The organism is Streptomyces sp. NPDC023481 (assembly GCF_055560195.1).
On record NZ_JBVHJE010000001.1, the window covers coordinates 204,693 to 225,242 of the forward strand.

General features: G+C 74.0%; 17 protein-coding genes. 14 read left to right on the top strand and 3 right to left on the bottom strand.

The features are described 5' to 3' along the window. The first annotated feature begins 42 nt into the window (after window positions 1-42). From ACZ3ZD_RS00995 to ACZ3ZD_RS01035, 9 genes are all read left to right on the top strand, one after another. Window positions 43-837 (top strand): TIGR03084 family metal-binding protein, encoded by a 795-nt coding sequence (locus tag ACZ3ZD_RS00995; RefSeq protein WP_467392149.1) that lies wholly within the window; start codon window positions 43-45, stop codon window positions 835-837. Continuing rightward, a complete protein-coding gene (locus ACZ3ZD_RS01000; protein ID WP_467392151.1) occupies window positions 834-2,510 on the top strand; it encodes an acyclic terpene utilization AtuA family protein in 1,677 nt (558 codons plus the stop codon). The genes ACZ3ZD_RS00995 and ACZ3ZD_RS01000 overlap by 4 nt, the downstream gene beginning before the upstream one ends. After that, window positions 2,507-4,105 carry an acyl-CoA carboxylase subunit beta gene (locus ACZ3ZD_RS01005; RefSeq protein ID WP_467392153.1) on the top strand — a complete coding sequence of 533 codons (1,599 nt, stop codon included), beginning with the start codon at window positions 2,507-2,509 and terminating at the stop codon, window positions 4,103-4,105. The genes ACZ3ZD_RS01000 and ACZ3ZD_RS01005 overlap by 4 nt, the downstream gene beginning before the upstream one ends. 8 nt (window positions 4,106-4,113) lie before the next feature. Continuing rightward, a complete protein-coding gene (locus ACZ3ZD_RS01010) occupies window positions 4,114-5,979 on the top strand; it encodes an acetyl/propionyl/methylcrotonyl-CoA carboxylase subunit alpha (RefSeq protein ID WP_467392155.1) in 1,866 nt (621 codons plus the stop codon). A 7-nt stretch (window positions 5,980-5,986) separates the two neighbouring features. Beyond that, on the top strand, window positions 5,987-7,147 hold the full coding sequence (locus ACZ3ZD_RS01015; RefSeq protein ID WP_467392157.1) for an acyl-CoA dehydrogenase family protein: 1,161 nt from the start codon (window positions 5,987-5,989) through the stop codon (window positions 7,145-7,147). A gap of 22 nt (window positions 7,148-7,169) precedes the next feature. After that, on the top strand, window positions 7,170-8,738 hold the full coding sequence (locus ACZ3ZD_RS01020) for a 4-coumarate--CoA ligase family protein (protein WP_467392159.1): 1,569 nt from the start codon (window positions 7,170-7,172) through the stop codon (window positions 8,736-8,738). Then, window positions 8,735-9,481: an enoyl-CoA hydratase family protein gene (locus ACZ3ZD_RS01025; RefSeq protein WP_467392161.1), complete on the top strand. Its 747-nt coding sequence runs from the start codon at window positions 8,735-8,737 to the stop codon at window positions 9,479-9,481. Before ACZ3ZD_RS01020 ends, ACZ3ZD_RS01025 begins: the two co-directional genes overlap by 4 nt. Beyond that, a complete protein-coding gene (locus ACZ3ZD_RS01030) occupies window positions 9,469-10,074 on the top strand; it encodes a TetR/AcrR family transcriptional regulator (RefSeq protein ID WP_467392163.1) in 606 nt (201 codons plus the stop codon). The genes ACZ3ZD_RS01025 and ACZ3ZD_RS01030 overlap by 13 nt, the downstream gene beginning before the upstream one ends. A gap of 246 nt (window positions 10,075-10,320) precedes the next feature. Then, window positions 10,321-11,349, top strand: a complete 1,029-nt coding sequence (locus ACZ3ZD_RS01035) for an isopenicillin N synthase family dioxygenase (protein ID WP_467392165.1) — start codon at window positions 10,321-10,323, stop codon at window positions 11,347-11,349. 83 nt (window positions 11,350-11,432) lie between these two features. Here ACZ3ZD_RS01035 and ACZ3ZD_RS01040 read toward each other — a convergent pair whose 3' ends face one another. Next, window positions 11,433-12,533 carry a citrate synthase 2 gene (locus ACZ3ZD_RS01040; protein ID WP_467392167.1) on the bottom strand — a complete coding sequence of 367 codons (1,101 nt, stop codon included), beginning with the start codon at window positions 12,531-12,533 and terminating at the stop codon, window positions 11,433-11,435. A 176-nt stretch (window positions 12,534-12,709) separates the two neighbouring features. Between ACZ3ZD_RS01040 and pdxH the strand changes: the two genes are divergently transcribed. Together pdxH and ACZ3ZD_RS01050 are read left to right on the top strand one after the other, a co-directional pair. Continuing rightward, window positions 12,710-13,396, top strand: coding sequence for a pyridoxamine 5'-phosphate oxidase (gene pdxH, locus ACZ3ZD_RS01045; protein ID WP_467392169.1), 687 nt, complete (start codon window positions 12,710-12,712; stop codon window positions 13,394-13,396). 366 nt (window positions 13,397-13,762) lie between these two features. Next, window positions 13,763-15,154, top strand: coding sequence for a PAS domain-containing protein (locus tag ACZ3ZD_RS01050; protein ID WP_467392171.1), 1,392 nt, complete (start codon window positions 13,763-13,765; stop codon window positions 15,152-15,154). Between the two features lie 21 nt (window positions 15,155-15,175). On the opposite strand, the gene ACZ3ZD_RS01055 is transcribed toward ACZ3ZD_RS01050, so the two are convergent. After that, a complete protein-coding gene (locus ACZ3ZD_RS01055; protein ID WP_467392173.1) occupies window positions 15,176-15,931 on the bottom strand; it encodes an SIS domain-containing protein in 756 nt (251 codons plus the stop codon). Window positions 15,932-16,179: 248 nt separating this feature from the next. On the opposite strand from ACZ3ZD_RS01055, the gene ACZ3ZD_RS01060 reads away from it, so the two are divergent. Next, the gene (locus ACZ3ZD_RS01060) at window positions 16,180-16,872 is read left to right on the top strand and encodes a metal-dependent transcriptional regulator (protein WP_467392175.1); all 693 of its coding nucleotides are present in this window, start codon (window positions 16,180-16,182) and stop codon (window positions 16,870-16,872) included. 276 nt (window positions 16,873-17,148) lie between these two features. After that, on the top strand, window positions 17,149-18,027 hold the full coding sequence (locus tag ACZ3ZD_RS01065; protein ID WP_467392177.1) for an alpha/beta fold hydrolase: 879 nt from the start codon (window positions 17,149-17,151) through the stop codon (window positions 18,025-18,027). An 87-nt stretch (window positions 18,028-18,114) separates the two neighbouring features. Here the strand turns inward: ACZ3ZD_RS01065 and ACZ3ZD_RS01070 are convergent, their stop codons facing one another. Further along, a complete protein-coding gene (locus ACZ3ZD_RS01070) occupies window positions 18,115-18,780 on the bottom strand; it encodes a bifunctional DNA primase/polymerase (protein WP_467392178.1) in 666 nt (221 codons plus the stop codon). A 294-nt stretch (window positions 18,781-19,074) separates the two neighbouring features. On the opposite strand from ACZ3ZD_RS01070, the gene ACZ3ZD_RS01075 reads away from it, so the two are divergent. After that, complete coding sequence (locus tag ACZ3ZD_RS01075) at window positions 19,075-20,460, top strand: tetratricopeptide repeat protein (RefSeq protein ID WP_467392180.1); 1,386 nt, start codon at window positions 19,075-19,077, stop codon at window positions 20,458-20,460. The last annotated feature ends 90 nt before the right edge of the window (window positions 20,461-20,550 follow it).

Sequence of the window (20,550 nt, forward strand, 5' to 3'; positions counted from 1 at the left end):
AGCACGCTTGATTGTTTCCGGCGCCGCTGCCATGCTCCCCCCATGGCCGACCCGACGCCCGTCATCGACGACCTGCGTGCCGAGAGCGGTGAACTCGACCTGCTCGTAGCCGAGTTGACGCCGGACCGGTGGGCCCTGCCCACCCCGGCGCCCGGCTGGACCGTCGCGCACCAGATCGCCCACCTCGCCTGGACCGACCACTCGGCCCTGCTCGCCGTCACCGACGCCGGCGCCTTCCAGGCGCGGGTGGAGAAGGCGCTCGCCGCCCCCGACGCGTTCGTGGACGAGGGGGCGGAGGAGGGCGCCGCGCTCCCGCCCGCCGACCTGCTGGCCGCCTGGCGCACCGGCCGCACCGCCCTGGACGCGGCCCTGCGCGGCGCACCGCCCGGCGCCCGCTTCCCCTGGTACGGCCCGCCCATGTCCGCCGCCTCTATGGCCACGGCCAGACTCATGGAGACCTGGGCCCACGGGCTGGATGTCGCCGACGCGCTGGGTGTGGTGCGCCCACCCACCGACCGCCTCCGGCATGTGGCCCGGATCGGGGTGCGGACCCGGGACTTCGCCTTCGGGGTGCACGGACTCACCCCGCCGGCCGGGGAGTTCCGGGTGGAGCTCACCGCTCCGTCCGGCGAGGTGTGGGCGTACGGCCCGGAGGGCGCCCCGGGGCGCGTCACCGGCCCCGCCCTCGACTTCTGCCTGCTGGTCACCCAGCGCGCCCACCGCACCGACCTCGCCCTGACGGCCGTAGGCCCGGACGCCGACCGCTGGCTGGACATCGCCCAGGCCTTCGCGGGCCCGCCCGGCACCGGCCGCCCGCCGCGGGGAGCCGGCCGGTGAGGCCGCTGCGCATCGGCAACTTCTCCGGCTTCTACGGCGACCGCGCCGACGCCCTGCGCGAGATGCTCACCGGCGGCCAGCTGGACGTCCTCACCGGTGACTACCTCGCCGAACTCACCCTGCTCATCCTCGGCCGCGACCGGCTGAAGGACCCGTCCGCCGGGTACGCCCGCACCTTCCCGCGCCAACTGGAGGACTGCCTCGGCCTCGCCCGGGAGCGCGGGGTGCGGATCGTCACCAACGCGGGCGGCCTCAACCCGGCCGGACTCGCTGCTCGCATCCGGGAGTTGGCGGACCGGCTCGGGGTCCCGGCGCGGGTCGCGCACGTCGAGGGCGACGACCTGGCCACCGCCCACCCCGGCGCCCTCGCCGCGCACGCCTACCTCGGCGGGTTCGGCATCGCCGCGTGCCTGCGGGCCGGCGCCGACGTCGTGGTCACCGGCCGGGTGACCGACGCGGCCCTGGTCACCGGCCCCGCCGCGGCGCACTTCGGCTGGGCGGCCACGGACTACGACCACCTCGCCGGTGCCGTCGTGGCCGGCCATGTGCTGGAGTGCGGGACCCAGGCGACCGGCGGGAACTACGCGTTCTTCGGCGAGGGGGACGTACGCCGTCCCGGCTTCCCGCTCGCCGAGATCCACGCCGACGGCAGCAGCGTGATCACCAAACACCCCGGCACCGGCGGCTTCGTGGACACGGGCACGATCACCGCCCAGCTGCTCTACGAGACCGGCGGCGCCCGGTACGCCGGACCCGACGTCACCGCCCGGCTGGACACCGTCCGGCTGCGCCAGGACGGGCCGGACCGGGTGCGGATCGAGGGGGTGCGCGGGGAGGCGCCGCCGCCCACGCTCAAGGTCGGGCTCAACCGGCTCGGCGGCTTCCGCAACGAGGTCGTCTTCGTGCTCACCGGACTCGACATCGAGGCCAAGGCGGCCCTGGTGCGCGAGCAGCTCGCCGGTGCCCTCGCCAAGTCGCCGCCGCGGGAGGTGCGGTGGGAGCTGGTGCGGACCGACCGGGCCGACGCGGACACCGAGGAGACGGCCAGCGCGCTGCTGCGGCTCGTCGTCCGCGACCCGGACCAGCAGGTCGTGGGGCGCGCGCTGAGCGGGGCGGCCGTGGAACTCGCCCTCGCCAGCTACCCCGGCTTCCATGTGCTGTCCCCACCGGGAAAGGGCGCCCCGTATGGGGTGTTCGAGGATGTGTACGTGCCCCATGGGGAGGTGGACCACAGGGCCGTCCTCCATGACGGGCGCCGTATCCCTGTGCCGGCGCCCCAGGAGACGCGGTCCCTGGACGCCGTACCGCCCCCGCCGCTGCCGGAACCCCTGCCGCCGGGGCCGACCCGGCGGGCGCCCCTCGGGCTGGTCGCCGGGGCGCGCAGCGGGGACAAGGGCGGGAACGCCAACGTCGGGGTGTGGGCGCGGACGGACGAGGCCTGGCGGTGGCTCGCCCATACCCTGACCACCGACAGGTTCCGGCAGCTGCTGCCCGAGACCCGCGCCCTGCCCGTCACCCGCCACCCGCTGCCGCACCTGCGCGCCCTCAACTTCGTCGTCGAGGGCATCCTCGGCGCCGGTGTCGCCGCGCAGGCCCGTTTCGACCCGCAGGCCAAGGCCCTCGGCGAATGGCTGCGCTCCCGCCACCTGGACATCCCGGAGACCCTGCTGTGACGGTTCTGCAGACAGCTCTCGACCCCACCGGACCCGACTACCGGGCCCACCGCGAGGCCATGCTCGCCAAGCTCGCCGCACTGGACGCCGAACACGCCAAGGCGCTCGCGGGCGGCGGCGAGAAGTACGTCCAACGGCACCGGGGGCGCGGGAAACTGCTCGCCCGCGAGCGCGTCGAGCTGCTGCTGGACCCCGACACCCCGTTCCTGGAGCTGTCCCCGCTGGCCGCCTGGGGCAGCGACTACCCCGTCGGCGCGTCCCTCGTCACCGGTATCGGCGTGGTCGAGGGCGTGGAGTGCCTGATCACCGCCAACGACCCGACCGTACGCGGCGGCGCCAGCAACCCCTGGAGCCTGAAGAAGGCCCTGCGCGCCAACGACATCGCGCTCGCCAACCGGCTGCCCTGCATCAGCCTGGTCGAGTCCGGCGGTGCCGACCTGCCCTCCCAGAAGGAGATCTTCATCCCCGGCGGCGCGATCTTCCGCGACCTGACCCGGCTCTCCGCCGCCGGCATCCCGACCATCGCCGTCGTCTTCGGCAACTCCACCGCCGGCGGCGCCTACGTCCCCGGCATGTCCGACCACGTGATCATGGTCAAGGAGCGGGCGAAGGTGTTCCTCGGCGGGCCGCCGCTGGTGAAGATGGCCACCGGCGAGGAGAGCGACGACGAGTCCCTGGGCGGCGCCGAGATGCACGCCCGCGTGTCCGGCCTCGCCGACCACTTCGCCGTGGACGAGCCCGACGCGCTGCGCCAGGCCCGCCGCGTCGTGGCCCGCCTGGGCCACCGCAAGGCCCATCCGGACCCCGGCCCCGCCGAACCGCCCGAGTACGACCCCGAGGAGCTGCTGGGCATCGTCCCGGGCGACCTGAAGATCCCGTTCGACCCGCGCGAGGTCATCGCCCGGATCGTGGACGGCTCCGACTTCGACGAGTTCAAACCGCTGTACGGCACCAGCCTGGTGACCGGCTGGGCCGCCCTGCACGGCTATCCCGTCGGCATCCTGGCCAACGCGCAGGGGGTCCTGTTCAGCGCGGAGTCGCAGAAGGCCGCCCAGTTCGTCCAGCTCGCCAACCAGCGCGACATCCCGCTGCTGTTCCTGCACAACACCACCGGCTACATGGTCGGCAAGGAGTACGAGCAGGGCGGCATCATCAAGCACGGCGCGATGATGATCAACGCGGTGAGCAACAGCCGCGTGCCGCACCTGTCGGTCCTCATGGGCGCGTCCTACGGCGCCGGGCACTACGGCATGTGCGGCCGCGCCTACGACCCCCGCTTCCTGTTCGCCTGGCCCAGCGCCAAGTCCGCCGTCATGGGCCCGCAGCAGCTCGCCGGCGTGCTCTCCATCGTCGCCCGGCAGTCGGCGGCGGCGAAGGGACAGCCCTACGACGAGGAAGCGGACGCCGCCCTGCGCGCCCTGGTGGAGGAGCAGATCGAGGCCGAGTCGCTGCCCCTGTTCCTGTCCGGGCGGCTGTACGACGACGGCGTCATCGACCCGCGCGACACCCGCACCGTCCTCGGCCTGTGCCTGTCCGCCCTGCACACCGCGCCCTACGAGGGTGTGCGCGGCGGCTTCGGCGTCTTCCGGATGTGAGGGACCACATGATCTCCCGAGTGCTCGTGGCCAACCGGGGCGAGATCGCCTGCCGGGTCTTCCGCACCTGCGCCGGACTCGGCATCCGCACGGTCGCCGTGCACTCCGACGCCGACGAGAACGGGCTCCACGCGCGCGTGGCCGACACGGCGGTACGGCTGCCGGGCGCCACACCCGCGGAGACCTATCTGCGCGGCGACCTCGTCGTGAAGGCGGCCCTCGCGGCCGGCGCCGACGCCGTGCACCCCGGGTACGGCTTCCTCTCCGAGAACCCCGGCTTCGCCCGCGCGGTCCGCGACGCCGGCCTGGTCTGGATCGGCCCGCCCCCGGAGGCCATCGAGGCCATGGCGTCCAAGACCCGCGCCAAACGGCTGCTGGGCATCGAGCCGCTGCACGAGGTGACCGAGGCCGACCTGCCCGTGCTGGTGAAGGCGGCGGCGGGCGGCGGCGGGCGCGGGATGCGGATCGTACGCCGCCTCGAAGAGCTGCCGGCCGCGCTGGAGGGCGCGCGCGCCGAGGCCGCGAGCGCCTTCGGCGACGGGGAGGTGTTCGTGGAGCCGTACCTCGCCCACGGCCGCCATGTGGAGGTGCAGATCCTCGCCGACACCCACGGCACCGTCTGGCCGCTCGGCACCCGCGACTGCTCCCTCCAGCGCCGCCACCAGAAGGTGATCGAGGAGGCACCGGCGCCCGGGCTCACCTCGCAGCTCACGGACGAGCTGCGCACGCTGGCCGTACGCGCCGCCCGCGCCGTCTCCTACACCGGTGCCGGCACCGTCGAGTTCCTGGTCGCCGACGGCCGCGCCCACTTCCTGGAGATGAACACCCGCCTCCAGGTGGAACACCCCGTCACCGAGGCCGTGTTCGGCATCGACCTGGTCGCGGAGCAGATCCGGATCGCCGAGGGCCACGCGCTCGGCACCGAGCCCCCGCGCGCGCGGGGCCACGCGGTCGAGGCCCGCCTCTACGCCGAGGACCCCGCCCGCGACTGGGCCCCCCAGACCGGCACCCTGCACCGCCTCGCCGTACCGGACGGCGTCCGCCTGGACACCGGCTACACCGACGGCGACACCATCGGCGTGCACTACGACCCGATGCTCGCCAAGGTCGTCGCGCACGCCCCCAAGCGCGCGGAGGCGATCCGCAGGCTCGCCGGAGCACTGGAGTCCGCCGCGGTCCACGGCCCCGTCACCAACCGGGACCTGCTGGTGCACTCCCTGCGCCACGCGGAGTTCACGGCCGGCCGCATGGACACCGGCTTCTACGACCGCCACCTCGGCGAGCTCACCGAGCCGGCCGCCGACCCGTACGCGCCGCTGGCCGCCGCCCTCGCCGACGCCCACGGCCGCTCCCGGTTCGGCGGCTGGCGCAACGTCCCCTCGCAGCCGCAGGTGAAGCGGTACGAGCGGGACGGCGAGGAGCACGAGGTCCGCTACCGGCACACCCGGGACGGCCTCGCGGCGGACGGCGTCCGGGTCGTCCACGCCGACGCGTCTCTCGTCGTCCTCGAAGTCGACGGCGTGCGGCGCAGGTTCGAGGTGGCCCGCTACGGCGACCAGGTCCACGTGGGCGCCACCCGCCTCACCGCCCTGCCCCGCTTCCCCGACCCCGCCGCCCAGCTCGCCCCCGGCTCCCTGCTCGCGCCGATGCCCGGCACGGTCGTACGGGTCGCCGAGGGGCTGGCCGAAGGGGCGCGGGTCGAGGCCGGGCAGGCCCTGATCTGGCTGGAGGCGATGAAAATGCAGCATCTGGTCTCGGCGCCGACGGCGGGAACGCTCACCGCCCTGCACGCCGAGCCGGGCCGGCAGGTGGAGCCGGGCGCGTTGCTGGCAGTAGTGCAGGAAACCTCCTCATCGCAGGAAACCTCTTCCTAGGAGCCCCATGACCGCCGTCATCGAATCCGAAGAGCACCAGGCCCTGCGGTCCGCGGTGGCCGCCCTCGGCGGCCGCTACGGCCGCGCCTACCTCACCCGCACCGTCGCCGACGGCAAGCCGCCCACCGAACTCTGGTCCGAGGCGGGCAGACTCGGCTACCTCGGCGTCAGCCTCCCGGAGGAGCACGGAGGCGGCGGCGCGGGCATAGCCGAACTCGCCATCGTCCTCGAGGAACTGGGCGCCGCCGGCTCACCCCTGCTCATGCTCGTCGTCTCCCCGGCGATCTGTGGCACCGTGATCGCCCGCTTCGGCACCGAGGAGCAGAAGCGCGCCTGGCTGCCCGGCATCGCCGACGGCACCCGGCTGATGGCCTTCGGCATCACCGAACCCGACGCCGGCTCCAACAGCCACCGCATCACCACCACCGCCCGCCGGGACGGCACCGACTGGCTGCTCACCGGCCGCAAGGTGTTCATCTCAGGCGTCGACCTCGCCGACGCCGTCCTCGTCGTCGGCCGTACCGAGGACGCCCGCACCGGCAGGCTCAAGCCGTGCCTGTTCATCGTCCCGACGGACGCCGAAGGCTTCCACAAGCGGCCCATCGACATGGAACTGAACGCCGCGGAGAAGCAGTTCGAGCTGGTCCTGGACGACGTACGGCTCCCCGCCGACGCGCTCGTCGGCGACGAGGACGCCGGCCTCCTCCAGCTCTTCGCCGGACTCAACCCCGAACGGATCATGACGGCCGCGTTCGCGATCGGCATGGGCCGCTACGCCCTGTCCCAGGCCGTCGAGTACGCCCGCGACCGCACCGTGTGGAAGGTCCCCATCGGCGCCCACCAGGCCGTCGCACACCCCCTCGCACAGGCCCACATCGACCTCGAACTGGCCCGGCTGATGACACGGAAAGCCGCGTACCTCCACGACAGCGGCGACGACACCGGCGCGGGCGAGGCCGCCAACATGGCCAAGTACGCGGCCGGGGAGGCCTGTGTGAAGGCCGTCGACCAGGCCGTGCACACCCTCGGCGGCAACGGGCTCACCCGCGAGTTCGGGCTCGCCTCGCTGATCACGGCCGCGCGCGTGGCCCGTATCGCCCCGGTGAGCCGGGAGATGATCCTCAACTACGTCTCCCACCAGACCCTGGGCCTGCCCAAGTCCTACTGAGCGGCCCCCGCGAGGAGGAACCGTGTTCCGCAGCGCGTACGCAGACGTCCCGCCCGTGGAACTGCCCATCCACGAGGCCGTCCTGGGCCACGCCGCCGCCTTCGGCGACCTGCCCGCCCTCATCGACGGCACGGACGGCACCACCCTCACCTACGAACAGGTGGACCGGTTCCACCGGCGCCTGGCCGCCGCCCTCGCCGAGACCGGCGTCCGCAAGGGCGACGTCCTCGCCCTGCACAGCCCCAACACGATCGCCTTCCCGACCGCCTTCTACGCCGCCACGCGCGCGGGCGCCGCCGTCACCACCGTGCACCCGCTCGCCACCGCCGAGGAGTTCGCGCGGCAGCTCACCGACAGCGGCGCCCGCTGGATCGTCACCGTCTCCCCGCTGCTGGAAACCGCCCGCAGGGCCGCCGAGATCGCCGGCGGCGTACGGGAGATCCTCGTGTGCGACAGCGCGCCCGGCCACCGCTCACTGATCGACCTGCTCGCCACCACCGCCCCCGAACCGCGGCCCCGCATCGACCCGGCCGAGGACATCGCCGCGCTGCCGTACTCCTCCGGCACCACCGGCACCCCCAAGGGCGTCATGCTCACCCACCGGCAGATCGCCACCAACCTCGCCCAGCTGGAACCCGCCGTCCCCGCCGGACCCGGCGACCGTATCCTCGCCGTCCTGCCGTTCTTCCACATCTACGGCCTCACCGCCCTGCTGAACGCCCCCCTGCGCAAGGGCGCCACCGTCGTCGTCCTGCCCCGCTTCGACCCGGAGACCTTCCTCGCCGCGATCGAACGGCACCGCGTCACCGGCCTGTACGTCGCCCCGCCGATCGTCCTCGCCCTCGCCAGGCACCCGGCGGTCGGCCGCTACGACCTCTCCTGCCTGCGGTACGCCATCAGCGCCGCCGCCCCCCTGGACGCCCGGCTCGCCCACGCCTGCGCCGAACGCCTCGGCCTGCCCGCGATCGGCCAGGCCTACGGCATGACGGAACTGTCCCCCGGCACCCACGTCGTCCCCCTGGACCGGCTCCGCGAGGCCCCCGCCGGCACGGTCGGCCGGCTCGTCGCCGGCACCGAGATGCGGATCGTCTCCCTGGACGACCCCGGCAAGGACCTCGGCACCGGCGAACCCGGCGAGATCCTCATCCGCGGCCCCCAGGTGATGAAGGGCTACCTGGGCCGACCCGACGCCACCGCCGCCCTGATCGACGCCGACGGCTGGCTGCACACCGGGGACGTCGGCCGCGTCGACGCCGACGGCTGGCTATTCGTCGTGGACCGCGTGAAGGAACTCATCAAGTACAAGGGCTTCCAGGTGGCCCCCGCCGAACTGGAGGCCCTCCTGCTCACCCACCCCGGCATCGCCGACGCCGCCGTCGTCGGCGCCCGCGACGACAACGGCAACGAGATCCCGCACGCCTTCGTCGTCCGCCGGCCCACCGCCGGCGACCTCACCGAGAACGACGTCCTGCTGTACGTGGCCGAACGCGTCGCCCCCTACAAACGCGTCCGCCGGATCACCTTCACCAGCGCCGTCCCGCGCGCCGCCACCGGCAAGATCCTGCGCCGACAGCTCAGGGAGCACACATGACCGAGCAGGCCCCGCCGATCGGCCGCACACGCGCGCGCGGCGTCGAGACCCTCAGCCTCGACGCCACCGGCAGCCGCAACGCCCTGTCCGCGGCACTCGTCACCGCACTCGCCGACGCCCTCACCGACTGCGCCGCGGACCCGGACGTACGCGCGGTCGTCCTCACCCACACCGGTACGACGTTCTGCGCCGGCGCCGACCTGCGCGACCCTCCCGAACCCGGCGCCCTGGTCGCCCTGCTCCGGCAGATCGTGGAACTGCCCAAGCCGGTCCTCGCCCGGGTCACCGGCCACGTCCGCGCCGGCGGTCTCGGCCTGCTCGCCGCCTGCGACATCGCCGCCGCCTCCGCCGCCGCCACCTTCGCCTTCACCGAGGTACGCGTCGGCGTCGCCCCCGCCGTGATCTCCCTGCCGGTGATCCCGCGCACCGACCCCCGCGCGCTCGCCCGCTACTACCTCACCGGAGAACGCTTCGGTCCCGCCGAGGCCGTACACCTGGGCCTGCTGACGACGACGGCCGACGAGGTCGACACCGCCCTCGCCCCCGTCCTCGACGGCCTGCGCCGCTCCGCCCCGGAAGCCCTGGCCGAGACGAAACGGCTGCTCACGGCTAGGGTGCTGGAGACATTCGACCGGGACGCGGCCGAACTGACCGCGCTCACGGCCCGGCTGTTCGCCTCCCCGCGGGCCCGGGAGGGAATGACCGCCTTCCTGGAAAGACGTGATGCGGCATGGGTGGTGTGAGTACGACCGAACGCGAACGCGTTCCCAAGCAGGACCGCAGCCGGGCCACCCGGCAGCGGCTCCTGGAGGCCGCCGTGGCCTGCCTCGCCGAGCACGGCTGGGCGGGCTCCACGGTCGCCGTCGTCGCCGAACGCGCCGGCGTCTCCCGGGGTGCCGCCCAGCACCACTTCCCGACCCGCGAGGACCTCTTCACCGCCGCCGTCGAGTACGTCTCCGAGGAACGCTCCCGCGCCCTGCGCGCCCTCTTCCCCGACGGCCCCGCCGACCGCCGGGCCGTCGTCGCGGCCCTGGTCGACCTCTACACCGGCCCGCTCTTCCGTGCCGCCCTGCACCTGTGGGTCGCCGCCGGCGACGAGGACCAGCTGCGCCCGCGGGTGACCGAGCTGGAGGCCCGCGTCGGCCGCGAGACCCACCGCATCGCCGTCGAACTCCTCGGCGCCGACGAGTCCCGCCCCGGCGTCCGCGAAACCGTCCAGGGCCTCCTCGACATGGCCCGCGGCCTGGGCCTCGCCAACCTGCTCACCGACGACACCGCCCGCCGCGCCCGCGTCGTGGCCCAGTGGGCGGACCTGCTGGACGGGGCCCTGGGCTGAGGGAGCGGGCACGGCCGGGGCACGGCCAAGGGAGGCGGGCGCGGGGGCGCGTTACCCTTGGCCCATGCTGTTGATGCTCGTTCGCCGACGCCACGTGGACTACGTGCGCGTCACGAGCATGGGCTGTCGTCACCTCTGCGTCTGACCAGCCCCCCCAGCACCCTTCTCTTCCTCACTTTTCCGGCACCCGGGGGCCCGCCCCACCCCGGCGGGCCACCCGTGCCCCGTACACCCCGCGGACGCACCATGACCACGCATACAGCGACGCCGTACGCCCAGCTCCCGATCATCGACCTGTCGGCCGCCGACCGCGGCCCCCAGGCCCGGACCCTGCTCCACGCCCAACTGCACAGCGCCGCCCACGACGTGGGCTTCTTCCAGCTCGTCGGACACGGTGTCACCCGGGCCGAGACCGACGCGCTGGTCACCGCCATGCGCGCCTTCTTCGCCCTTCCCGAGGCAGACCGGCTCGCCCTGGACAACACCGGCTCCCCGCACTTCCGCGGCTACACCCGCACCGGGGACGAGCGCACCGGCGGCAGCCGCGACTGGCGCGACCAGCTCGACATCGGCGCCGAACGCCCCGCCCGTGTCCCCGGCCCCGGCGAGCCCCCGTACTGGTGGCTGCAGGGCCCCAACCAGTGGCCGGCCGCCCTGCCCGGACTGCGCACGGCCGCCCTCGCCTGGATCGACCGGCTGAGCGGGGTCGCCCACCGCCTGCTGCGCGAACTCCTGACCGCCATCGGCGCACCGGCCGACTTCTACGACCCCGTCTTCGGCCCGGACGCCCACCCGCACCTCAAGCTCGTCCGCTACCCCGGCAGCCCGGACGACGGCACCGGCCAGGGCGTCGGCGCACACAAGGACTACGGCTTCCTCACCCTGCTCCTCCAGGACACGGTCGGCGGCCTCCAGGTCCAGCGCGAGGACGGCCGCTTCCACGACGTGCCGCCCCTGGAGGGCGCGTTCGTCGTCAACCTCGGCGAACTGCTGGAGGTGGCGACCGACGGCTACCTGCTCGCCACCAACCACCGCGTGGTCAGCCCGCCCGGCGCGACGGAACGCTTCTCGGTGCCGTTCTTCTACAACCCCCGCCTGGACGCGCGGATAGCCCCGCTCCCGTTCCCGCACGCGTCGACCGCCCCCGGCGTCACGACCGACCCGGCGAACCCCCTGTACGCCGAGTACGGCTACAACGAACTCAAGGGCAAGCTCAGGGCCCATCCGCTGGTCGCCGAGCGGCACCACGGGAACCTGCTGACACCGGCGGCGTGACGCCCCGGGGGGGCGCGGGAGCGTCCGCGGGCGGCCACGGTCGCCCCGCAGCCGCCCCGGCGCCCCGCTCGACGGGCGATCCCTCAGTGGGCGATGTCCCCGTGCCCGGGGATGTCCTCGGGCCGCCGCGGACCCGGCCCCACATAGCGGGCGGACGGCCGCACCAGCCGCCCCGTCCGCTTCTGCTCCAGGATGTGCGCCGACCACCCGGCGGTCCTCGCACACGTGAACATCGACGTGAACATGTGCGCCGGCACCTCGGCGAAGTCCAGCATGATCGCCGCCCAGAACTCCACGTTCGTCGCCAGCACCCGGTCCGGCCGCCGGTTGTGCAGCTCCTCCAGCGCGGCCTTCTCCAGCGCCTCGGCCACCTCGAACCGCGGAGCACCCAGCTCCCGCGCCGTACGCCGCAGGACCCGCGCCCGCGGGTCCTCCGCCCGGTACACCCGGTGCCCGAAGCCCATCAGCCGCTCACCGCGGTCCAGGGCCCGCCTGACGTACGCCTCCGCGTCGCCCGTGCGCTCGATCTCCTCGATCATCCCGAGCACCCGCGACGGCGCACCGCCGTGCAGCGGCCCGGACATCGCGCCCACCGCACCCGACAGCGCGGCGGCGACGTCCGCACCCGTGGAGGCGATGACCCGCGCCGTGAACGTGGACGCGTTCATGCCGTGCTCGGCGGCCGACGTCCAGTAGGCGTCCACGGCCGCGACATGCCGGGGGTCCGGCTCCCCGCGCCAGCGGATCATGAACCGCTCCACCACCGAGTGCGCCTTGTCGATCTCCCGCTGCGGCACCATCGGCAGCCCCTGCCCGCGCGCGGACTGGGCGACGTACGACAGGGCCATGACGGCGGCGCGCGCCAGGTCCTCGCGGGCCTGCCGCTCGTCGATGTCCAGCAGCGGGCGCAGCCCCCAGACGGGCGCGAGCATGGCGAGCGCCGACTGCACGTCCACCCGGATGTCACCGGAGTGCACGGGGATCGGGAACGGCTCGGCGGGCGGCAGCCCGGGGTTGAAGGCGCCGTCGACCAGCAGCCCCCACACGTTCCCGAACGAGACGTGCCCGACCAGGTCCTCGATGTCGACGCCCCGGTAGCGCAGGGCACCGCCCTCCTTGTCCGGTTCGGCGATCTCCGTCTCGAACGCGACGACTCCCTCGAGCCCGGGTACGAAATCGGACATCAGGCGGCTCCTCGTGATCAGTGGGCGGCGGTCACCCCGGTGATGCCCCGATCTGCCGGTGGTCACCCGTGGTCAACCCAACCGCAAAGGGACCAGCACGATAACCCCCGGTGCCACGGTTGGGGAGACCACACGACACCGGGTGCCATAGCCGTTCGATACGGCAAGATGACCGCGTGACCGACCGCGAACCGCTTCCGGATCCCGTCCTCGACCCCGCCGCCATGCGCAAGCAGTACCGGGCCGAAGGCCTCGCCGAAGAGGACCTCGCCGGCCATCCCATGGACCAGTTCGCCCGCTGGTTCGAGGATGCCGCCCGGGCCGCCCTGCACGGCACGCTCTACGAACCCAACGCGATGGTCGTCTCCACCGCGGACGCCACGGGCCGCCCCAGCTCCCGCACGGTGCTCATGAAGCAGTACGACACCGAGGGCTTCGTCTTCTACACCAACTACGCGTCCCGCAAGGGCCGCGACCTCGCCGAGAACCCGCACGTCGCGCTGCTCTTCCCCTGGCACCCGCTCGCCCGCCAGGTCATCGTCACCGGCACCGCCCGGCGCACCGGCCGCGACGAGACCGCCGCCTACTTCCGCACCCGCCCGCACGGCTCCCAGCTGGGCGCCTGGGCCAGCGCCCAGTCCGCCGTGATCGCCTCCCGCGGCGAACTCGACACCGCCTACGCCGAACTCGCCGCCCGCTACCCCGAGGACGAACAGGTCCCCGTCCCCCCGCACTGGGGCGGCTTCCGCGTCAGCCCCGAGGCGGTCGAGTTCTGGCAGGGCCGCGAGAACCGCCTCCACGACCGCCTGCGCTACGCCGCCCGGGCCGACGGCACCTGGCACGTCGAACGCCTCAGCCCCTGACCGCGGACGCAGACGACCCGCGGGCTGGGTTCCTCCGAGGAGGAGCCGGCCGGACGTACCGGCAGCCCGCGGGTCGGGTGACTGCTTGGGATTGGGCCGGCTGCGTGCTTCTCACACGCTGGTCCGGCACCGCACATGGTGTGGGGACGGGCCGCTAGCCCGCAGCCACCTCACGCGTCCGGTATCCATACATCTGCCGAACCACCTCCCTTCTCGTGTAACCGACACCTTAGGAAGCCGGCGGGGAGGGCTCAACCGGTTTTCTTGCGGGAACAGTATGTGGGGTGGGTCACGTTCCAGTTGAATAAGGGCCAGTGAGCGGACCGAGCGCCGGGTGGGCGCCGACGTGGCTTCCAGGGGGTCGAGGTGAGTGCTTCGCGGCGGAGTGGGACCACGGACGAGCTGGGGCCGGACGAGCCCGGTGAGTCCGGGGGATCCGATCTGCTCGCCGCGCTGCTGGACGGCATGGACGCGGCCCTGTGCGCCTTCGACGCCGACGGGGTCGTCACCCACTGGAACCGGGAGGCGGAGCGGATCCTCGGGTGGACGGCCGCCGAGGCCGTCGGGCGGCGCGGGTTCGCCGGCTGGGCGGTGCGCAGCGCCGACGCCGAGGAGGTGCAGGCCCGGCTGCTGTCGGCGATGCGGGCGCCGGGTCGGCAGGTGCACGAGTTCGCGCTGGTCACCAAGGCCGGCGGGCGGGTGCTCGTACGCACCCAGTCGGCCGCCGTGCGCGGGCCCGACGGGAAGCCCGCCGGGGTGTACTGCGCGTTCAGCGAGGTGCACGCGCAGATCGATCTGGAGCGGTCGATCGCGCTGAGCGAGGCGCTGTTCGAGGACGCCTCCTGGGGTGTCGTCCTCGTCGACGCCGATCTGCGGCCCGCGGTGGTGAACCGGCACGCGGCCCGGGCGCTGGAGGTGGGGCGCACGTCCGTGCTGGGGCGTCCGCTGGGCGAGCTGCTCGCCCAGGGGGTGGAGGAGCTGGAGGCCGCGCTGACCCATGTCCTGGCCGAGGGCGCGCCGCCCGCGCCCGCCGAGATGTGGGTGAGCGTCCGTACCCCGGAGGGCGAGCGGCGGCGCTGCTGGCGCAGCGGGTTCCTGCGGCTGGCCTCGCCGCTCGCGGAGGAGCCGGTGCCGCTGGGCGTGGCCTGGCTGTTCGAGGACGTCACCGAGGCCAAGCAGGGCGAGCAGGAGGCGGCCCTGCTGCGGTTCCGGACGAACCAGTTGCACCGCGCGGCCAGGGCCGCCGCCGAGTGCGAGGACCCGGCGGAGGCGGCCACCGTCCACCTGGACTTCGCCCTCGCCGGCTTCGCCGACCACGCCCTCGTCGACCGGGTGGCGGGCGGCCCGCGCGCGGAGGGCGAGGGCGCGGGGCCGGTCCGGCTGGTACGGCTCGCCGCCACGCCCGCCGGGACTCCGGGGCCGAGTCTGCTCACGGGCGCGGCCGGGCTGCCCGTGCGCTATCCGGAGGGGCATCCGGCGCTGCGGTGCGTGGAACGGGCCGGGACCGTGCGCGCGGACGCCGGGCCGGTGCCGGCCGAGCGGGCGCGGGAGTGGGCGCTGGAGCGGCAGTGGCCCGGTGACGCGGTGCACGCGCTGTGCGCGGTGCTGCGCAGCCGGGGGCGCACGCTGGGCGTGGTGACCTTCCTGCGCGCCGCCGGCCGCAGCCGCTTCGAGCGCCTGGACACGGCCTACGCCGAGGACGTGGCCGTACGGATCGCGACGAGCCTGGACCTGGCGGAAGCGGTGCGGGACCGGTAGCGCCCCGGTGCCGGGGAGGCGTCAGCGGCGGTAGAAGATCCGGTCGCCGTACTCGGTCAGCACCCGGTCGTTCCACTCGTGGCCGCCGTCGACGTTGCCGGAGCGCAGCAGCGGGGGTTCGATGCCGCGGTCGGCGAGGACGGCGGCGGTGGTCGCCAGGACGGCCTGCATCAGGGCGCTGGTGACGACCGTGGAGGCGGGGGCGAACGGGGCCGGGATGGTGTCGAGGGCGAGTTCCGCGTCGCCGACGGCGATCTTCGAGTCGAGGACGATGTCGCAGTGGTCCTTGAGGAAGGTGCCGGAGACGTGCCGGGGCGTGGTCTCGGCGGCGTAGGCCACCGAGGTGACGCCGATGACCTTCACGCCGAGGTCGCGGGCGCGCAGGGCCATCTCGACGGGCAGGGCGTTGCGGCCGGAGAGCGAGATGATCACGAGGGCGTCGCCGGCGCGGACCGGGGAGGTGTCCAGGACGGCGCTCGCGAGGCCGTCGACGCGTTCGAGGGCGGAGCCGAGGGTGGCGGGGGTGACGTCGACGCCGACGACGCCGGGTACGGAGAGCAGGTTCATCAGTGCGAGGCCGCCCGCGCGGTAGACGACGTCCTGGGCGGCCAGCGAGGAGTGTCCGGCGCCGAAGGCGAACAGGCGGCCGCCGGCCGCGACGGTGTCGGCGAGCAGGGTGCCGGCCGCGGTGATCGCCCCGGCCTCCTCCGCGCGGACCCGGCGCAGCAGGCCGATGGCGGCGTCGAGGAACAGGTCGGCAGGCGTGCCGTCGCTCATGCGGTGCCCCTTCGCGGCGTCGGTGTCGCGGATCACCGTGCGGTCCGGACCATCGCGGTGTCAATACGGCGGCGGCACGACGGGCGCTCCGGGAGTACCCCCGCGCCCCCGGGGCCGGCGGCCGTCCCGTCCTTCCCGCCGGGTGCCCCTTTCCCCGCTACCGCCCGCTTGTCAGTGGGATCCGGCAGAATTGGTGCCAGGGCCGGCGCACGTGGCCGTCGGCCGGCAGAGGTAATCGAGGGGCACGTATGTCCGGACTGATCGACACCACGGAGATGTATCTCCGCACCATCCTCGAACTCGAAGAGGAAGGCGTCGTCCCCATGCGCGCCCGCATCGCGGAGCGGCTCGACCAGAGCGGGCCGACGGTCAGTCAGACCGTGGCGCGGATGGAGCGCGACGGTCTGGTCTCGGTGGCCAGCGACCGGCATCTGGAGCTGACCGACGAGGGCCGCCGGCTGGCGACGCGGGTGATGCGCAAGCACCGTCTGGCCGAGTGTCTGCTCGTGGACGTGATCGGACTGGAGTGGGAGCAGGTGCACGCGGAGGCGTGCCGCTGGGAGCACGTGATGAGCGAGGCCGTCGAGCGCCGCGTGCTGGAGCTGCTGCGGCACCCCACCGAGTCGCCGTACGGCAACCCGATCCCGGGCCTGGAGGAGCTGGGCGAGAAGGACGGGGCGGACCCGTTCCTGGACGAGAGCATGGTGTCGCTGGCCGACCTGGACCCGGGCGCGGACGGCAAGACGGTCGTCGTGCGCCGCATCGGCGAGCCGATCCAGACGGACGCGCAGCTGATGTACACGCTGCGGCGGGCGGGCGTGCAGCCGGGTTCCGTGGTGAGCGTGACGCAGTCGCCCGGTGGTGTGCTGGTGGGCAGCGGCGGCGAGGCGGCCGAGCTGGAGGCGGACATCGCCTCCCACGTGTTCGTGGCCAAGCGCTGACAAGGAGAGGGCCCCGGCGCTGAGCGGCGCCGGGGCCTGTCCTCCCCTGTGCTGACCCGGAGCCCCGAGCTCTCAGGGTCATCCCCTCGGACCGGCTCTTCCCCGAGCGGTCCGCCTCCTGCCAGAAAGATCCCCTCGGCTGCGGCGATCATTCCTGGTGAGGTGTCACTCGAATGAGGGGTGTTGTCCGCGCAGACGCAATTCTCGAATGGATTTTCGATAGCCTGAAGCAGCTGGGACGACGAGGCAGGCGGAGCACTGGGGGGTGCCAGGCCGATGGCACGGCGTATCGATGTGACGGGAGCGGGCGGGCTGCGCCTGGCCGCCTGGGAGTTCGCCGACCCTCCGAAACCGGAGGCGGGGCCGGGCGGCGCGGCGGGGCCCGGCGCGCCGGGGGTGCTGTTACTGCACGGGCTGATGGGCCGCGCCTCCCACTGGGCGTCCACCGCCCGCTGGCTCGCCGGCCGTCACCGGGCCGTGGCGCTGGACCAGCGCGGCCACGGCCGGAGCGACAAGCCCCCCGAGGCCGCCTACACCCGCGAGGCCTACGTCGAGGACGCCGAGGCCGCCGTGGAACAGCTCGGTCTCGCCCCCGTCGTCCTCGTCGGCCACGCCATGGGTGCGCTGACCGCCTGGCAGCTCGCCGCCAAGCGCCCCGAGCTGGTGCGGGGTCTGGTCATCTGCGACATGCGGGCCTCGGCGCTGGGCGGCGCCTCGCAGCGCGAGTGGGCCGACTGGTTCCGGTCCTGGCCCGTCCCGTTCGCCAGCCTCGCCGACGTCCGCAAGTGGTTCGGCGAGGACGATCCCTGGGTGGAGCGGCCCAGCCCCGCGCGCGGCGCGTTCTACGCCGAGGTGATGCACGAGTGCGAGGACGGCTGGCGGCCGGTCTTCGAGCCCCGGCACATGCTCGGCTCCCGCGAGACATGGGTCTACGACGCCCACTGGGAGGAACTGGCCCAGGTGCGCTGCCCGGCCCTGGTGGTGCGGGGTGTGGACGGCGAACTGGGCCGGGCGGAGGCCCAGGAGATGGTGCGGGTGCTGCCGCGCGGGCAGTACGCGGAGGTGCCGGACGCGGGGCACCTCGCCCACTACGACCGGCCGGAGGCCTGGCGGGCGGCCGTGTCGCCGTTTCTCGACGGCCTGCTCGCGGACTGAGGGCCTACTCGTCCGCCGGGGCCCGTCTCATCGGCCGGTGGGGTTGCGCCGTGGCCGGTCGCGCGGTTCCCCGCGCCCCTGCGCGGGTCAGCGGTCCCGGCCGCAGGCGTAGGACAGGGGGGAGATCAGTTCCTCCGCGTCCGGCAGCCAGCGGTTCGCGGGGGTGGGGCGGCGGGCCCACTGCACGGCACCCCGCGAGCCGAACCGGGTGGGCGGCGCGGCCACGTACGCGCCCTCGCCCTGGGGCACCAGGTCCAGTGAGGCCGGCGACCACCCGATCTTGCGCACCAGGTCCGGCACCTTCGCGCAGGCGCCGGGCAGGACGAAGAAGTGCATCCGCCGGTCCGGGGTCAGCGTGACCGGGCCGAGCGTCAGCCGCATCCGCTCCATCCGGGCGAGCGCCAGGAAGCCCGCGCTCTCCGGGACGGACAGCGCGTCGAAGGTCCGCCCGGTCGGGAGCAGGATCGACGCCGCCGGCTGCTTCTGCCACATCCGGCGGGCGACGGTCGCACTGCCGGTCGCCTGCGTCGCCCAGTCGGGGCGCGCGGGGTGCGCACCCGGCGCAGGGCAGGAGGCGTCGCCGCACGAGCAGCGCTGCGTCCCGTCGACGGCTTCCAGCCAGGTGCCCGGGAAGACGTCCCAGTGCCGTTCCTCGGCGTACCGTACGGCGGTCTCCAGCAGCGATTCCCCGCGCTGCTGCGGAATGTGACCGGCCATCTGACTGTCCTGGGCGCCCGCGATCGTCTCTTCCACGCTCACTCAACTCCCGCACCCACCTGGAGTTACGGCTGTACCGCGCGCGGGGGAGGAGCATCGATTCGCCAGTCGGGGCGCACGGGTGCACGGCCGGGGGCGCGCGGGAGGAGGCAGGGCGTGCGATGGGTAGCCAGGGAGGGGGTGGCATCCGCTGGTACCCCGGCAAACCGCACATGTCGTGCATTGACGGTATGTCAGCGGGGCAGTGATCTTCCCGAACGGACCGTCTCGGCCGGATCCTCCCGACCGGAAATCCACGCTCCAGGGGATCGCAACGCAGGGGGTAAGCACATGGCCGCAAGGCCTCTCGTGGCGAGGCAGCCGAACGAACGGCTGCAGGCACTCATCCAGGAAGCGGGGTGTTCGAACGCCGGGCTGGCCCGGCGGGTCAACATGTGCGGCGCCGAGCACGGTCTCGACCTGCGCTACGACAAGACGTCCGTGGCCCGCTGGCTGCGCGGCCAGCAGCCACGGGGCCGGGCCCCGGCGATCATCGCCGAGGCGCTCGGGCGCAAGCTCGGCCGGACGGTCACGATCGACGAGATCGGCATGGCCAACGGCAAGAACCTCGCCTCGGGCGTGGGTCTCCAGTTCTCGCCGACGGTACTGGGGGCCATCGAGCAGGTCTGCGAGCTGTGGCGCAGCGACGTGGGGCGCCGGGACTTCCTGTCCGGCTCCTCCGTCGCCGCCTCCGCGCTGGTCGAGCCCAGCCGCGACTGGCTGATCTCGGTCCCGGACGCCCAGGTGGCCCGGCAGGCGGGCCCGCGGGTGGGCCAGTCCGACGTGGCCGCCGTACGGTCCATGACCCAGGCGCTGGTGGACCTCGACCACGAGTACGGCAGCGGGCACGTGCGCCCGGTCGTCGTGCACTACCTCAACAGCGTCGTCTCCGGGCTGCTCGCGGGATCGTACCGGGAGGCGGTGGGCCGCGAACTGTTCGCCGCCGTCGCCCGGTTGACGGAGCTGGCCGGGTACATGGCCATCGACACCGGCCAACCGGGCCTCGCCCAGCGGTACTACATCCAGGCGCTGCGGCTCGCCCAGGCCGCCGGGGACCGCGGGTACGGCGGCTATGTCCTCGCCGCCTCCATGAGCCACCTGGCCGCGCAGCTCGGCAACCCGCGGGAGATCTCCCAGCTGGCCCGGGCGGCGCAGGAGGGGGCGCGCGGGCATGTGACCCCGCGCGCGGAGGCGATGTTCCACGCGGCCGAGGCGCGCGGACACGCCCTGGTCGGCGATGTCCGCGCCGCGCAGGCGGCGGCCGGGCGGGCGGTCGAGGCGATGGAGCGGGCGGACGGCGCCGCCGGGAGCGACCCGGTGTGGATCAGGCACTTCGACGAGGCCTACCTGGCCGACGAGCTGGCCCACTGCCACCGCGACCTCGGGCAGGCCGAGCAGGCGGCGCGGTACGCCGAGCAGGCGCTGGCCGGGCACCCCGGGTCCCGGGCCCGCCGGCGCGCCATCGGTTATGTGCTGCTCGCCACGGCCCAGGTGCAGCAGCGGGAGATCGAGCAGGCCTGCAACACCGGTATGAGAGCGGTGGAGTTGCTGCAGACGCTCCGCTCCAACCGGGGCGCCGAGTACCTGGACGACCTGCAACAGCGCCTGGAGCCCTACCGGGAGGAGGCGGTGGTGCGGGAGTTCGGCGCACGCCTCGACCTCCAGCAGGCCGCCTGAACACCGGCTCCCGGTGCTGTTACCGCTGTCACAGGGAAGGAGGTCGCGTTCCGAGCGGCGTGGCACGCGGCTCGGGGGACCCGGTAGCGT

Coding starts and splice junctions, on each gene's coding strand:
- ACZ3ZD_RS00995 (WP_467392149.1), top strand. CDS start 43: ATGGCCGACCCGACGCCCGTCATCGACGACCTGCGTGCCGAGAGCGGT.
- ACZ3ZD_RS01010 (WP_467392155.1), top strand. CDS start 4,114: ATGATCTCCCGAGTGCTCGTGGCCAACCGGGGCGAGATCGCCTGCCGG.
- ACZ3ZD_RS01015 (WP_467392157.1), top strand. CDS start 5,987: ATGACCGCCGTCATCGAATCCGAAGAGCACCAGGCCCTGCGGTCCGCG.
- ACZ3ZD_RS01025 (WP_467392161.1), top strand. CDS start 8,735: ATGACCGAGCAGGCCCCGCCGATCGGCCGCACACGCGCGCGCGGCGTC.
- ACZ3ZD_RS01030 (WP_467392163.1), top strand. CDS start 9,469: ATGGGTGGTGTGAGTACGACCGAACGCGAACGCGTTCCCAAGCAGGAC.
- ACZ3ZD_RS01035 (WP_467392165.1), top strand. CDS start 10,321: ATGACCACGCATACAGCGACGCCGTACGCCCAGCTCCCGATCATCGAC.
- ACZ3ZD_RS01040 (WP_467392167.1), bottom strand. CDS start 12,533: ATGTCCGATTTCGTACCCGGGCTCGAGGGAGTCGTCGCGTTCGAGACG.
- ACZ3ZD_RS01055 (WP_467392173.1), bottom strand. CDS start 15,931: ATGAGCGACGGCACGCCTGCCGACCTGTTCCTCGACGCCGCCATCGGC.
- ACZ3ZD_RS01060 (WP_467392175.1), top strand. CDS start 16,180: ATGTCCGGACTGATCGACACCACGGAGATGTATCTCCGCACCATCCTC.
- ACZ3ZD_RS01065 (WP_467392177.1), top strand. CDS start 17,149: ATGGCACGGCGTATCGATGTGACGGGAGCGGGCGGGCTGCGCCTGGCC.
- ACZ3ZD_RS01075 (WP_467392180.1), top strand. CDS start 19,075: ATGGCCGCAAGGCCTCTCGTGGCGAGGCAGCCGAACGAACGGCTGCAG.